At 36.8% G+C, this 15,537-nt stretch carries 11 protein-coding genes, 1 tRNA gene and 1 rRNA gene; 3 read left to right on the top strand and 10 right to left on the bottom strand.

The features are described from left to right. Position 1: 1 nt before the first annotated feature. Positions 2-1,036, top strand: a complete 1,035-nt coding sequence (locus AC1EJ5_RS04195; RefSeq protein WP_479814744.1) for an ABC transporter permease subunit — start codon at positions 2-4, stop codon at positions 1,034-1,036. 288 nt (positions 1,037-1,324) lie between these two features. Here the strand turns inward: AC1EJ5_RS04195 and AC1EJ5_RS04190 are convergent, their stop codons facing one another. Genes AC1EJ5_RS04190 through AC1EJ5_RS04180 form a run of 3 tightly spaced genes read right to left on the bottom strand, consistent with a single transcriptional unit; the run spans position 1,325 to position 5,608 of the window. Beyond that, positions 1,325-2,674 carry a citrate synthase gene (locus AC1EJ5_RS04190; protein WP_479814742.1) on the bottom strand — a complete coding sequence of 450 codons (1,350 nt, stop codon included), beginning with the start codon at positions 2,672-2,674 and terminating at the stop codon, positions 1,325-1,327. Between the two features lies 1 nt (position 2,675). Beyond that, positions 2,676-3,674, bottom strand: a complete 999-nt coding sequence (locus tag AC1EJ5_RS04185) for an isocitrate/isopropylmalate dehydrogenase family protein (protein ID WP_479814740.1) — start codon at positions 3,672-3,674, stop codon at positions 2,676-2,678. Continuing rightward, positions 3,671-5,608 carry an aconitate hydratase gene (locus tag AC1EJ5_RS04180; protein WP_479814738.1) on the bottom strand — a complete coding sequence of 646 codons (1,938 nt, stop codon included), beginning with the start codon at positions 5,606-5,608 and terminating at the stop codon, positions 3,671-3,673. Before AC1EJ5_RS04180 ends, AC1EJ5_RS04185 begins: the two co-directional genes overlap by 4 nt. Positions 5,609-5,844: 236 nt before the next feature. Between AC1EJ5_RS04180 and AC1EJ5_RS04175 the strand changes: the two genes are divergently transcribed. Further along, positions 5,845-6,999: an iron-containing alcohol dehydrogenase gene (locus tag AC1EJ5_RS04175; RefSeq protein ID WP_479814736.1), complete on the top strand. Its 1,155-nt coding sequence runs from the start codon at positions 5,845-5,847 to the stop codon at positions 6,997-6,999. A gap of 123 nt (positions 7,000-7,122) precedes the next feature. Here AC1EJ5_RS04175 and AC1EJ5_RS04170 read toward each other — a convergent pair. The 6 genes from AC1EJ5_RS04170 to AC1EJ5_RS04145 form a co-directional block, all read right to left on the bottom strand. After that, positions 7,123-7,198: transfer RNA gene (locus AC1EJ5_RS04170), tRNA-Gln, on the bottom strand. 77 nt (positions 7,199-7,275) lie between these two features. Next, positions 7,276-7,992 (bottom strand): hypothetical protein, encoded by a 717-nt coding sequence (locus tag AC1EJ5_RS04165; protein WP_479814734.1) that lies wholly within the window; start codon positions 7,990-7,992, stop codon positions 7,276-7,278. A 110-nt stretch (positions 7,993-8,102) separates the two neighbouring features. Continuing rightward, positions 8,103-10,430, bottom strand: a complete 2,328-nt coding sequence (locus tag AC1EJ5_RS04160) for a DUF5633 domain-containing protein (protein WP_479814732.1) — start codon at positions 10,428-10,430, stop codon at positions 8,103-8,105. A 10-nt stretch (positions 10,431-10,440) separates the two neighbouring features. Continuing rightward, complete coding sequence (locus AC1EJ5_RS04155) at positions 10,441-11,235, bottom strand: metal ABC transporter permease (RefSeq protein ID WP_311486874.1); 795 nt, start codon at positions 11,233-11,235, stop codon at positions 10,441-10,443. A 6-nt stretch (positions 11,236-11,241) separates the two neighbouring features. Further along, positions 11,242-11,904, bottom strand: a complete 663-nt coding sequence (locus tag AC1EJ5_RS04150; protein ID WP_479814730.1) for a metal ABC transporter ATP-binding protein — start codon at positions 11,902-11,904, stop codon at positions 11,242-11,244. After that, a complete protein-coding gene (locus AC1EJ5_RS04145) occupies positions 11,897-12,838 on the bottom strand; it encodes a metal ABC transporter substrate-binding protein (protein ID WP_479814728.1) in 942 nt (313 codons plus the stop codon). The genes AC1EJ5_RS04150 and AC1EJ5_RS04145 overlap by 8 nt, the downstream gene beginning before the upstream one ends. A gap of 867 nt (positions 12,839-13,705) precedes the next feature. Between AC1EJ5_RS04145 and AC1EJ5_RS04140 the strand changes: the two genes are divergently transcribed. Then, on the top strand, positions 13,706-14,605 hold the full coding sequence (locus tag AC1EJ5_RS04140) for a GIY-YIG nuclease family protein (protein WP_479814726.1): 900 nt from the start codon (positions 13,706-13,708) through the stop codon (positions 14,603-14,605). A gap of 569 nt (positions 14,606-15,174) precedes the next feature. Here AC1EJ5_RS04140 and rrf read toward each other — a convergent pair. After that, positions 15,175-15,291: ribosomal RNA gene (gene rrf, locus AC1EJ5_RS04135) — 5S ribosomal RNA — on the bottom strand. Between the last annotated feature and the right edge of the window lie 246 nt (positions 15,292-15,537).

The following is a 15,537-nucleotide window of genomic DNA, read 5'->3' as shown; positions in this document are numbered from 1 at the left end:
AATGGAAAAAACAGAAAATAAAAAACCTTTTAATTTTAAAGAGTTTATGTTAAACAACGCTCTGATCATCATAATCGCCGCCCTAATTATCGGCATAATTATCGTTGATCCGACCTTTATAACCAATCCGAAAAACATTCTAAACATCCTATCCCAAACCTCAACCAGGCTCTTTATAGCCCTTGGTACAGGTGGTCTATTAATCCTTGCAGGTACAGACCTTTCAGCAGGTAGGATAGTAGGATTTACTGCGGCTATAGCTGGTGCTCTCTTGCAGTCACCTGGCTTTGCCCAAAAATTCTTCCCAAATATCCAAAATCCATCAATCATAGTTGGACTTTTGGCTGCAATAGCAATCGGCGCCATCTGCGGAGCTATAAACGGTTTTGGAGTAGCCTATCTTAAACTCCACGCCTTTATATCATCCCTAGGTGTTCAGCTTGCAATCTTTGGTATCCTCCAATTATTCATAGCAGCCAACCCATTTGGACCACAACCAATCGGTGGTTTTGACGAAAGATACGCCAACCTCGTAAGAGGGGGCTTTCATATACCAGGCACAAATCTCCAATTTCCATACCTCATAATCTACGCTGCCATAGCATCAGTAGCTATGTGGTTTATCTGGAATAAAACAGTCCTCGGCAAAAATATGTTCGCCGTAGGCGGCAACCCAGAAGCGGCCGAAGTATCTGGTATCAACGTAACCAGGACCATTATGATAGTCTTCTTAATATCTGGTATTATGTACGGCCTATCAGGTTTCCTTGAAGGACCAAGACTAGGTTCTGTAACATCAACAACAGGTGATGCCTACGACCTAGACGCCATCGAAGCCTGTCTAATCGGCGGTGTTTCCTTCTCAGGCGGTATAGGAACCATCCCAGGAATCGTACTTGGATCAATAATCCTCCAAGTAATTAACTACGGACTTTTATACATAGGCCTTAACTCCTATGTACAAATCATAATCAAGGGTATCCTAATAATCTTGACAGTAGCCCTTGATACAAGAAAGAGAATCAAGAAAAAATAGACCCTCCCGAGAAAGGCTAATAAGTGGTTACTATCTCCACTTAAAGGCCAAAAAAGAGCGAAGATGAACTTCGCTCTTTTTTATTTGTTTTAAAAATGGACTTAAGAGAAAAAGACCTGTAGGCAAATTCACATTACAAAAATATTCCTCCCAGCCCAAAATCCTTGTAAAATCAATGCCTATATTTATCTTAAAGCTTGATTTTCTAGTAAATCCTTATAATTTTTCTCCCTTATCACCTTGCCTTTTTTAATTACAAAGAACTACGCCATAAGACAGGCTTAATTCCTATCTTTGATCCAAATTTATGTATTTTTTCCTCTCACTTAAGGACTTGTAGGCAGGTCTGATTATTTTTTTGTCGGTGATTTGTTCTAGTCTGTGGGCTGACCAGCCGACTGTCCTTGCTATGGCAAAGATTGGTAGGAATAATTCACGGGGGATTCCTAGCATATCATAAACCAAACCTGAATACAAATCGACGTTGGCGCATGGTGGGTAGGCCCTGTTGAATTTTTCTTGGATTAAGCCTTGGCCGATTTTTTCAACATTTCCTACAAAGGCAAAGTCAGCTTGTCTTCCCTTTATTTCTGCTAAATCTCTGGCCTTTTCTTTTAGCAAAACCGCTCTCGGATCGGAAAGTGTGTAGACTGCGTGACCTAGGCCATAGATCAAACCCTCGCCGTCAAAGGCTTTTTTGTCCAAAATCTTTTCAAGATATGCTTTTATCTCTTCCTTATCTTCCCTGTTTTTGACATTTCCTTTGATATTATCAAGCATCTTGCCCACTTTAATGTTAGCACCACCATGTCTTGGTCCTTTGAGGGAGGCAAGACCTGCTGCCATGGCCGAATAAGAATCAGTTCCCGATGATGATACTACGTGGGTTGCAAAGGCAGAATTGTTTCCGCCACCGTGCTCAGCGTGGATTATTAAAAGCAAATCTAAAATGGCTGCTTCTTCTTTAGAATATTTTTGATCTGGCCTTAACATGGCCAGGATATTTTCTGCTATAGATTTTTCTGGGTCTGGATTGTGTATAATCAGCGATTTCTTATCAAAATTGTGGATTTTTACCTGGTAGGAATAAATCGCAATCAAAGGCATCTTGGCAATTAGCGATAGGGCCTGGCCCAGGACATTTTGGGAATCTGTCCCGTCAGGATTTTCGTCATAGGTATAAAGGGCCAGCATGGATCTCATCATCTTGTTCATAATATCCGCTCCAGGCACCTTCATGATGGTATCTTCTATGAAATATGGAGGAAGATTTCGATTTTCGACTAAGATTTTTTTAAAATTTGTTAGTTGGTTTTCATTTGCAAGTTTATCAAAAAGCAAAAGATAGATGACCTCTTCAAAGCCAAGCCTGCCGCTTTCTTCTATGTCGCGGACCAAACTTGTCAAAGGATAACCCCTGTAGTAAAGCTCACCAGCCGCCGGGATTTTTTCCCCTTCATTGATTTGATAGCCGCAAACGTCACCGACCTTGGTTACTCCAACCAAAACTCCAGTTCCGTTTTTATTCCTAAGGCCCCTTTTAATTGAATATTTTTCGTAAATTTCCTTATCAATCCTTGTAGCCTTTTCGATTTCTCCAGCATAGGCCCTTAGTTTTTCTTCTAAATTCTTATCCATTTTAATTTCCTAAATTGCTAATGATAGCCTCTGTTATGCCGGTGGTGGTGTTTTCTCCGCCCAAGTCTCTGGTGTAGTTTTTCTTATCTGCCAGAGTCTTGTAGATGGCACTTCTGATTTTTTCTGCATTTTCTTTTTCATTTATATCGTCAAGGAGAAGGCAAAAGGTCAAAAGCATGGCAATAGGATTGGCGAGATTTTTGCCCGCTATATCTGGAGCAGAACCATGGATGGATTCGTAAATTGCAATATCTTTCCCCTTGTTTACCCCAGGCATAAGACCCAGCCCACCAACAAGACCTGCGCCAAGATCTGATAAAATATCGCCGTAAAGATTTTCTGTCACAAGTACATCAAAACGGCCAGGATTCATTACCATTTGCATGGCTGTATTGTCAACCAAAAGCTCTTCAAATTCTATATCTGGGAATTTTTTGGCAACTTCCCTACCAACTTCGAGGAAAAGTCCGTCAGAAAGCTTCATAATATTGGCCTTGGTAATGATGCTCACCTTTTTCCTGCCCTTTTCTCTAGCAAATTCAAAAGCTTTCTCAATAATTCTCTGAGATTTTTCCCTGGTGATAACCTTGATAGAATGGGCTTCGGCAGGAGAAATTTGCTCTTCGATGCCAGCGTAGAGGTCTTCGGTGTTTTCCCTAAAGATTACCATGTCCACACCGTCAAATTTTAATTCAAGAGGGCCTGGAGCCTTGATTGGCCTGATGTTAGCAAAAAGGTCAAATTTCTTTCTGAGTTCCACATTTATAGACCTAAAACCATGGCCAATCGGAGTTGTAATCGGGCCCTTGATGGCGATTTTGTTTTTATTTATAGAATCGAAAAGCCTTTGGGGAATGTAGACCCCTTCTTCTTCAAATACTGAAAGTCCTGCATTTATTTCCTCAAATTCAAGGTCGATCCCAAGGGCCGCAACAACTTTTTCCATGGCAGCTGTGATTTCTGGCCCAATTCCATCGCCCCTTATAAGTGTAATTTTCATTTTCCCTCCAAATCTAGGTTCTTAGCGTAGTTTAAATATCCGCCTTCAAGGAGAATTTCCTTTTCCCTGTCAGAAAAATCTCCCTTTAATTTTATTTTTATATTTTTTGTAAGATCTTCTAGGATAAATTCCCCGGTTTCGATTGATTTTTCCATATTAGAAATTTTTATATCGTCAAATTCGGAAATTTTTTCGTAATCACTTTCATTTTCAAAAACTAGGGGCAAGATTGCGTTATTTATGAGGTTTGACCTGTGAATCCTCGCAAAAGATTTGGCCACGACAGCCTTGATTCCTAAGAATAAAGGAAGGAGGGCGGCGTGTTCTCTGGATGAACCTTGGCCGTAGTTTTCGCCTGCGACAATTATTCCTCCGCCATTTTCCTGGCACCTGTCCTTAAAATCGTCGATTTTTGTTGTGAAAGCAAAGTTTGATAAGTATTCGATATTTGACCTAAATGGCAAAAGATGAGCATTTGATGGACAAATATCGTCGGTAGTTATACCGTCACCCGCTTTATAAATTACTTTTTTATCTATATCAGTGGTCTTTTCTGCCTTCGGGAAAGGCTTGATATTCTTGCCTTTGATAGTTTCCTTGATTCTCTTTGATAAGTCTTTTTCAGGCCTTATAAAATATGCGTCTGTGTGATTAAAGCTTACATTTTTATCAAAATCTTCCTTGTAGTCAAGGTCACTTGGATCTGCAATGTAGCCTAGGACAGCACTTGCCGCACAAGTTTCTGGGCTTGCAAGATAAATTTCAGCATCCATGGTGCCTGACCTACCCTTAAAATTCCTGTTAAAACTTCTTAGGGAAACACCTCCAGACCTTGGTGCCTGTCCCATACCAATACATGGTCCACAGCCAGATTCAAGGACCCTTGCCCCCGCCTTAATCATTGTCGCAAGGGCTCCGTTTTCTGAAATTTTTTCTAATATTGTTGCAGATCCTGGTGAAATAACAAGGGACACGTCTGGGTGGACCTTCCTGCCGTCAAGGATCGCTGCCACCTTCATCAAATCCATATAGGAAGAATTTGTACAAGATCCTATGGCAACCTGATCTAGTTTTATCTTGCCAAGATCTTTGACCTCTGAATATTGGTCAGGAAAATGTGGTTTGGCCACAGCTGGCTTTATTTCTGCCAAGTCAACTTCTATTGTATCATCATAAAAAGCGTCAGGATCGGCCGCTAGTTCCACATATTCTTCTTCCCTTCCCTGGCTTTTTAGGTAGGATTTTGTATTTTCATCTGATGGGAAAATCGAAGTGGTCGCTCCAAGCTCAGCCCCCATATTGCAAATTGTAGCCCTATCTGTCACAGAAAGGGACTTGATACCTTCTCCTGTATATTCCATTATATAGCCTGTGCCGCCCTTTACGGTGAGTTTTCCAAGAATATAAAGGATGACATCCTTGGCGTTGGCAGCTGGATTTAAGGAATTTATGAGATTTACCCTAAAAATTTTTGGGACTTTTACAAAATAAAAACCCTTGGCCATAGCAACAGCCACTTCAAGACCACCTGCCCCTATTGCAAGTTCGCCCATACCGCCACCTGTAGGAGTATGGGAGTCAGAACCTAGGAGTGTGTCGCCAGGTTTAGCGAATTGTTCGAGGTTAACTTGGTGGCAAATTCCGCCACCAGCCTTTGAAAATGTGATACCAAACTTGTTAGCAGCTGACTTTATAAATTCGTGGTCGTCAGCATTTTCAAAACCTGCCTGCAAAATGTTATGGTCGATATAAGCCACAGAATTTTCTGTCGCCACATCTTTTATATCCATTGCCTCAAGCTGGAGATAGGCCATAGTCCCTGTAGAATCCTGGGTCAAGGTCTGGTCGATTTTTATGGCAATCTCTTCTCCAGTCTTGAGTTCTCCTTTTAATAAGTGATTTTTTAATATTTTGTAAGCTAATGATAAGCCCATATGTGTCTCCTTTAATTAGTTTATGTATTAGTGTACTATGGTCAATTATACTTTTAAATTAATTTTTTCCCATTTTTAGTATTAATTATTTGATTATACTATAAATTTCAAACAAAAATTCACGGATACTATATATATTTATATTTGGGTAAACCTTTACATAACATAAGAGGAGTGGTATATTAAAAGTAGATTGTTAATTATTTAATTAACGATAAATAGATTTGGAGGATTTTATGACATATACAACATTTTCAGTACCAAACACCATAGTTCACGGTGAAAACGCACTCGATTATTTAGCAACCCTTAAGGGCAAAAAAGCTGTCCTTGTTACTGGCGGTTCTTCTATGAAAAGATTTGGTTTCCTTGATGAAGCTAAAGACCAACTCGAAAAAGCAGGCATGGAAGTTTTGATAATTGACGGTGTAGAACCAGACCCATCTGTTAAAACCTGCCTAGCTGGCGGTGCAAAGATGGCTGAATTTGAACCTGAATGGATAATCGCAATCGGTGGGGGTTCTGCAATGGACGCTGCAAAAGCCATGTGGGTTTTCTATGAGCACCCAGATTGGGATTTTGAAAGACTAGCTGCTTTTGACAACCCACCACTAAAAAACAAGGCAAGGATGATTTGTATCCCATCAACATCTGGTACAGCAAGTGAAATTACCGCTTTCTCTGTAATAACTGATACAGAAAAAGAAATCAAATACCCACTTGTTCACCCAGATTTTGTTCCAGAAGTAGCCCTTCTTGACATGAGAATTCCAGCAACCATGCCTCCAAAAATTACAGCAGCAACAGGTATGGACGTAATGACCCACGCTGTCGAAGCCTTTGTATCAACAGCAGCAGATGATTTCACAGACCCATACGCAATTAGAGCTATTGAGTTAGTTTTCGGATACCTAAAGAAAGCCTATGATAACGGCGACGACATGGAAGCTCGTGAAAAAATGCACATTGCATCTTGTATAGCAGGTATGGCATTTACAAATGCTTCCCTTGGTATAGTTCACTCTATGGCACATAAAATCGGTGGCATCTTCCACCTAACCCACGGAGAAGCTAACGCAATCATGCTTCCTTACATCATCGACTACAACAGGAAAGCTTGCGATAAATACGAAAAAATCGAAAAAATCCTAGGAGTAGATGACATAGCAGAAGAAATCAGAAAATTAAATCAAGCTGTAGGCATCACAGCAAATATCAAAGACGGCAAAAATACTATAATCGAAGAAAAAGACTTCCTAGAAGTTCTAGATAAGATGAGCGAAAATGCCTTCAAAGACGCTTGTACACTCACAAACCCAAGAGAAACAAGCCCAGCAGACATCAAAAAAATCTACCACGCAGCCTACTACGGAGAAAAGGTAGACTTCTAAGAACTATAATGAAAAAACACGAAACCAATCCTTAAGAGGGTTGGTTTTTTCTTGGGAAAATATTTGTTAGATAAAAATTATAAAATAAAAAATCCGTAGATATGATCCACGGATTTACTACACTGGCTGGAATGACAGGATTCGAACCTGTGATCTCCAGAGTCAGAATCTGGTGCCTTACCGGCTTGGCTACATTCCAAAAATTTACTTTTTCCTACCCTTATAAATTACCGCTTTAGGCGTTTATTGTCAACGACAAATCCAGCAATTATTGACCTATTTTTTCCTACCAGTCATGCAAAGATTCATCTCAAATCCCGCCCTTATGGCGGTATTTATAGACCTTGTGTGGGAAAATTGAGTAGCGGTGATTGGGCTTATACCCTCATTTTCTTCCCTTATTATTAAAGATAGGCTCCTTAAAATTGAGGATCCAAGTCCTTGGTATTTAGGACTTTCAGAAAATTTCTCAAGGCCTATATCCCAAAGGTATTTGCCAGAAACAGAGGCTCCCGCAAGGGCTATGAGCTCTTTGCCATCATAAAAACCAAGTCCTATTCTATCATCCTCATCAAAAGCAAAGGCCATTTTTGTCTTGCCTTTAAATTTGCTTATATCTTCCTTTTCTATCCTTGTGAATTCAAAGTCTTTGACCAAAACTTCCCTATCACAAAAGCTCATCAAAGGAAAAAAATTGTCGATTTCTATTCCAAATTCTCCCAAAATTTTATCAAGCTTTCTAATGTTAGCCGCCTCAGCAAACCAGGCTCCTGGATAATCTTTGAAATTTTCCCTAAGCTCATCTATCAAATCATAATCTTCAGATCTCATAAAGACTTTTCCGCCTACACATATAGCAGAAAATGGCGCCTTGTCATAAAAGAGAAATGACTCTTCTGGTTTATTTACTGTAAAAATATTCTTTCTATCCTTGAATTCTCCAGAACTTATTGAATAATCGTTCATTATTTGTTTCTTAAAATTTATATCCATAAGGTCACCTCTAGTATTTTTGTTAGCAAGGATTATACTTTAAATAATGAAATTTCGCTAAATTTATAAGTTAAAAAGCGCTCAGCTTCTAACTAAGCGCTCTTACAATTTTAGCTTACTTTTAAATTGAAAAACCACCTTCCATTTTCTCCTTGAAAGATTTCGTAAGAGTCATTTGCAAAGTCACTATCCAAGGCTTTTTGAGCTGCTTCTTCTGCTTCTTCCTTACTTGAGTATCCATCTTGAGCCTTTTTAAGATTTTCTTCTTTCTCTTCAGGATCTATCTCTTTCTTTTCTTCCTGGATTTTAGAATCTTTTTCCCCTTCTTTTGCTTTCAAATCTTCTTTTGAAGAATTTTCCGCTTTATTTTTTCCAGCATTTTCATTAGAAGGATTTTCGACTTCCTTTTTGTCTGGATTTTCTTCACTAGTTTCTTCTTTTTTCATTTCTGGAAGCTTGTCTTTTTTATAGACTATCTTTCCATCAACGTCCTCAAAATCGCTTATATGGAAAGTGAGGTGACTAGGTCCGTAGACATGAAAATTAAGTCCTATATTTTGCACGTCGGCGTCAGGATATTCTTTTTTCAACATTTGCTCTATATTGTATCTTAAAATTTCTGATTTTTCGTCATCATAATCTTGGCCTATTTTTTCGTCCGGATTCTCCATCTTGTATTTTAATGTGGCTACAATATCTTTAGCTGTAAAATCTCCTAATTCTCCAGCTTTTTCCATTTTTACTAAGTCTTCTATGCTTAGATAATGGTAATGGTCTCCATGAAGCCAATAAAATACCTTACCGCCCTTGTATTGGCCTCCTGGGCCGAAGGCTGGTTTTCCATCTGATATTTGTCCAAAATTTTCCATTTGTTTGAACCTATCATCGAAGACTCTTTCTATTCCTTCTATTTTCTTGCCTTCAACACTGTCATAGTTAAACAAATCACCATCATTTACTTCTACATGAGAATAATCTTTTGATTCATTAATATATTCAGCATCTGGGTAATGACTTTTTGGGTTTTCTGTGACAACTCCAACTTCTTGATCGCCCTTATAGAGGTGCCAGTGGTCGCCGTGGTCAATAATTTTTGTAATTCCTTCTGGCCAATTGATCTTATTCTTATTTTGGTCCTTGTCTGAATGACTTCCCTCATATTGGCCAAAGCTGGCGTTTGGATATAGGTCTTGAGGATTTTCATAAGTCACACCTTCCCTACCCTTTGAATCGTAAATATGGTAGTGGTCCTCATGTTTTAAAATTTTCACTATATCATAAGGGTCGACTTCTTCCTGGCCAAGAATATTTGTAATCTTTAGCTTTCCTATCCTTGTTTTCCTATCTTCCGCTGCATTTGTTGGCCTGTCTTCACTTGAATTTTCTTGATTTTGATTCTCTACTTTTCCGCCATTTTCTTTTTCTGGCTTTACTTTTTGATCACCATGGCTGCCGTGATAAATACCCACACTTACACCTGGATAATCTGATGATGGATCTGAATAAGTAATGAACTCCCTTCCGTCAGATGTGTATACATGCCAATGGTCCCCATGCCTTAGTATACTTACCACATTGTGAGTTTTCTTATTTTCTTCCACTTTTACAAGTTTATCAGCTTCTATAAGTTTATCAGAGTTTTCTCTCTCATCTTTTATTCCGGCTGCTTTTTTCTTAGCTTTCCTTTCCTTATCTTCCTTGAGGATTTTTGCTATCATATTTTTCCTATCACCATGGCTACCTTCATATATACCATAAGATGCGTTTGGATATAGGCTTCTTGGGTCTTCGTAGGTTACAAATTCGTTGCCCTTTGATGTATAAATATGATAGTGGTCACCGTGTTTTAGTATCTTTATAACCCTTTCATCTTCTTTTTCGAGTTTCTCTTTTACTTTTTTATTTTCAGCTACTTTTTGTGCCTTAGTCTTACTTCTATTTTCTTGTCCATGGCTTCCCACATAAGTCCCTATTTTTATATTTGGAAATAGGGCTGATGGGTCTTCGTAGGTAAGGTATTCTGTCCCATCTGCAAGGTAGACATGGTAGTGGTCACCGTGTTTTTTGATAGCTACCACGTTTTTGTTTTTTAATTGATTTTTACCTACAACACTGACCATATCAAAATTTCCATTTTCTTTAATCTGATTAGGGTCAGAGTAAGTTATTTTTTCCCTGCCGTCCTTGGTAAATACGTGCCAGTGATCACCGTGTTTTACTATTTTAACTATGTCTTCCTTTTTGATTTCAGAATCTACCAAAACTTCGGTAGTAGTGTCTTTTTTAAGACTAGTTTTTTTAGCCTCATAGGCTACTTTCTGGCTTGGTTTTACTTGTTTTTCTTCTTTATTATTTTTAAATAGGGAGCAGGAGCTTAGGCTTGTTAAAAAAACACAAGCTAATAAGACTACTTTTCCTATATTTTTTTTATTTTTCATTATTTCCCCTTTATTTTTTCTTTATAATTAGGCTTAGTATTAGCCATAAAACAGATATCAGCACAATTACAGAGCCTGGTTTTAAATCTAAGTAATAAGATATTATTAAGCCTAAAAATACAAAAGTTAGCGAAAACCCTATAGATAATAACAAGGTCTGCTTGTATGTTTTGGTATATTGCATAGCACATATGCTCGGTATAACCAAAATTGACGAAACTATCAAAGAACCAATAGTCTTAGCCGAAATAGACACAGCAATTGCTGTTAAAAATGTTATAAATAAATTGATTATCCTTGTGTTTATGCCCATGATCTTGGCTGCTTGCTGGTCGAAAATTGTTAAATAAAGTTTTTTATAAAGTATGGAATAAGCAACAAGCACAAGTGCAGCGACACCTATAACCAAATAAAATTCTTCATCAGATATTGTCACAATGGAACCAAATAAATACGACGATATGGCATTAGTATTTTTGACCATAGATGAAAAAATCCCTGCAAGACCAATTGACGCTGCTAAAATAATAACTGTTGAAATTTCTTGATAAGACTTCAATTTATTTCTAATTATTTCTATAGAAAGCCCTGCCAATAGACAAGCAATAATGGCCGCGAGAATAGGGCTAAATCCAAAGGCAAGCCCTATAGTAAGGCCAGCAAGAGATGAGTGGGAGAGGGTGTCTCCTATCATCGAAAGTCTTTTAAGTAAGACTAATTGGCCCATACATGGCAGAATCAAAGCCAAAAGCCCTCCGACAATAAAAGCCCTTTGCATAAATTCATATTCAAATATATCTAACATACTACCTCACAAACTAAGCTTATCTTTGCTTATTCTTTCTATCTTCCCCTTCTTGATTCGCAAGGCGTAATCTACATATAGGCCTGCCATATCTAGCTGGTGGGTAATTATTATTATAGTCTTCCCATCGTCTTTTAAATCCTTGAGATTTTCAAAAAAATCCTTAGAAAAATTTTCATCTATACCTGTAGTTGGCTCATCAAGCAGGATAAGACTTGCATCTTTAATTAGAGCTAGGCTTATTGCAAATCTTTGAATTTGTCCACCCGACAATTCGCTTAAAGATTTTTTTCGATGTTCGTATAAGCCAAGTTTTTCCATTATTTCCTTTGGATCAGTCTTCTTTTTAAGATAAGAAAGGTGAATTTTAATTGATTCCTCAATACTTGTTGGGAAATTTCTATAAGATTCCACTGCATTTTGTGAAATATAAGCGAGGTCTCTATAGTGCCTATCTTTTCTTATGTCATCGCCAAATATTTTTATTTGGCCATTCCTAGGCTTTAGATCGCCCAAAATAAGTTTAAGGAGAGTTGACTTTCCAACACCATTTGCCCCAACCAAGCCAACAAAGTCACCTTGGTTGATTTCAAAACTAATATTATCAAGAATAAGTTCCTTATCATAGGCAAAACTAAGACCTTCTACCTTTAATACCTCTCTATTCATTGAAAGATTCAACCAAAGCCTTCAAATTTTCTTCCATAAGACCAAAATAACCCTTTTCTATCATATGGTCATCGAGATTTTCCATTGTATAGAGAGTTGAGGTCTTAGTTCCTGTATTTTTTGCCAAAGTCTCAGCCACCTTTGGAGTTGCCTTGCCTTCAAAAAATATAGTCTTGATATTTTTTTCCTTAACGAAATCAGCAATAGTCTTAAGGTCTTTAGCTGAAGGTTCCTCTTCTGGAGAAATACCAGTCACAGCCACTTGCTTAAGACCATAATCATCTGCTAAATAATTAAAAGCGGCATGAGAAACAACAAAATATTTCTCCTTGTCCTTAACCTTTGCAAGCTCATCAGTAAACTTCTTATCAAGATCGTCAAACTTAGCAAGAGCCTCATCAAGCTTGTCTTTATAATATTTTTCATTATCAGGATCAATGGCTGAAAGCTTCCTATAAATATTATCAACCATGACCTTAGCATTCTTAATAGAAAGCCAAGTGTGAGGATTAATAGAAGCCATATCTGAGCCTTCCTTCGATGAATCAAGCAAGGTAAGCCCATCAGACAAGTCTAAAAACTTATCATCATCCTTAACATTATCCTTTAAATCATCTATAAAAGACTCCATACCAGCCCCATTATAAGCAATTAAATTAGCTCCATTAAGGTCTTTCATAGCCTGACTAGTAAGCTCAAAAGAATGAGGTTCTTCACTAGTTTTTATGATAGTCTTCACCTCAAACTTATCTCCGGCAATCATCTTTACAAGTTCACTAACAGGATAAAAACTTGCATAAATAGTCTTCTTAGACTCAACATTTTTATCCACAGCTTCCTTATTTTCAATATTTTGATTATCCTTACCACAGGATGTTAAACAAACCATAGCAAGGATAAGAATAACAAATAAATTTCTGAATTTTTTAACCATATTCTTCCTCCTAATATGCAAACCATTTGCAATAAATATTATTTTACATCAAATGCTTATCATTTGCAATAAGGAATTTATAAATTTTACATGAATTTTCCCCTGTAAACTTATGGAAATACCCAAATAAAAAAACCAACAAATTCACTAATTCTAATGAACTTATTGGTATAAGTATGATCAAAAATTATTCAACCTAATAATCCAGCTTCAATCTTAATTTCAATAATTATATAAAAATTAAAAACAAAAAATCGACTCTGAAATTTCTTTACACTTCAAAGTCGATTATTTTTCCCCACCGGCACAGCGTACTGATTTAGGTTCAATCACGCTTATTTCCTTTCTATATGCGAAGCCCTAAGCTTCATGAAACTTCCTTACTATATGTGAAATCTTCTTTTCTATTAGCAACAGGCTTACAAAATACTTTACAAAATTATTTTCTTTCTCAAAACTTTTAGTTCAAATCATATAGAAAAACGTCAGATGGCTCATCTTTTACACTTATCTTCCACCACTTTTTCTATAAATTCATAAGCAAAGTAGATATACTAGAAACTTATAAATCACCAGCAGTCCATAAAAGCATCAAAATCAAATAAATCTATAAATAATATTCAATTTTCTTAATCCCTGTGCCAGTGGGTAAGAAAACTATTTAATTTTTCTTATTACTATTATACCCTGATAATGTGGTTTTAAACATTAAAATAAGATTTTTTCAATATTTTTTAAAGATTTTCTCCAATTCTGTAAAATTCAACACTTTAAAATAGATTTAATAATAATGTCTACATTAAAATAATAATAAATAAAATATTAACCAGTATAATATAGTTAATATATAATATTTGGAGTGCTATGATGAAAAACAGCAAAAATTTCAATATTTTTTTAATGGATGGAGAAGTTACGGGTAGAATAAAGTGTACCTTATCGAATTGGACAGGCTTAGCCTATAAGGTTCCAAGACCTTACCTTGAAAAATGCAAAGATAGGCAAGATTTAAAACAAAGTGGAGTTTATTTTTTATTTGGCAAGAATGACGACGGGAATGATGAGGTATATATAGGTCAAGCTGGGATAAGAAAAAATGGTGAGGGCGTTTTATTTAGAGTAAGTGAACATCTAAAAAATGAATTTTATTTTACTGAAGCAGTTATGTTAACCACACAAAATAACTCATTTGGTCCAACTGAAATCTCTTACCTAGAGAATAAGTTCACAAACATGGCTATAGATGTAGATAGGTATAAAGTAAGAAATGGAAATGATCCAAACCCTGGAAATGTAACAGAAGAAAAAGAATCAGAATTGGAAGATTTCATAGAATATTCTAAAATGGTTCTTGGGGTCCTCGGCTATAAAATATTTGTTCCCATAGTTGATAAATTATCAAAAGAAAAAGATGAAAATAATAATGATGAAAAAGAGTTATTCCTATATCTTTCAAGAAAAAGTGGTAAGTCAAGTAGACAAATAGAAGCTAAATGTAAAAGAACAGATGAAGGATTTGTTGTACTAAAAGATAGTATGATCGAGGTTATAGATTCAACTGCCATTCCAAAATCAATAAAAGAATTGAGGGAGAAATGCATTAGAAATAATGAAATTGTAGATGGTAGGCTAAATAAAAATTACTTATTTAATAGTCCATCCTATGCTGCCGCCTTTGTCTTAGGGACTAATGCAAATGGCAGAACACATTGGAAAACTGAAAAAGGTACAAGTTTAAAAGATATAGAAGAAAATGAAATAAAATAATCTGAAAATCAGACGATAGACCTTTATACTATCGTCTTTTTTCATGCAATTTAATGATACTAAGAAAATCAATTCTTGAATTCAATATTAGATACTAAAAAAGGACTCACGTAATGTGAATCCTAATTTGTTTGGCCGCTCTAGGCCGCTCGGGCAGAATTCCTACTCTGATTAATATGCCTTGATTTGGCATATTAATCCCGAAAAGTAGCGTTGGAGCGCGGAGAGCTTCGTTAGAAGCGATTTTCGTCCACACGGTTGCCCGACCTCTACTATCTCATTTTAAGATTATTAAACACTAAAAAAGGACTCACAACACTGTGAATCCTAATTTATTTGGCGATTTCCTACTATCATTTCAGAGTTGATTGACCTCTACTATCTCGTTTTAAGGATTAGTATAGAATTAATTTTTATACTAAAAAAGACCCACTTTGATGTGAGTCTTGATTATTTGGCGACGTCCTACTCTACCACACGGTTGCCCGACCTCTACCCTCTCGTTTAAGGATTAGTGTAGAATTAATTTTTATACTAAAAAAGACCCACTTTTCTGTGGATCTTTGTTTATTTGGCGACGTCCTACTCTACCACACGGTTGCCCGAGCAGTACCATCGGCGTTATAAGGCTTAACTTCTGTGTTCGGTATGGGAACAGGTGTATCCCTTATGCAATCATCACCATATAATGACCTTTATTTTCTAAATAGCGCCGAGTGAAACTTTCCAAACATAAGTCACTTTCTTACTTACTATTGGTCCGTAAGTTTCTTACCAATCGCGCTTTGCGCTCTTGGGAAACTCTCGACGAGGTCCTTCCATCAATTCAATTTCATTGAATTGGGATAGGACTCTCAAACAATATTTCCAGTCAAGATGTAAAGTTTAGTATCCATTAGCTTAATACATTACTGCACTTACACCTTGGACCT

Source organism: Anaerococcus sp. C0059F3 (assembly GCF_056590475.1).
The sequence above is the reverse complement of the archived record's forward strand: the minus strand, read 5'-3'. Positions and strand labels throughout refer to the sequence as shown.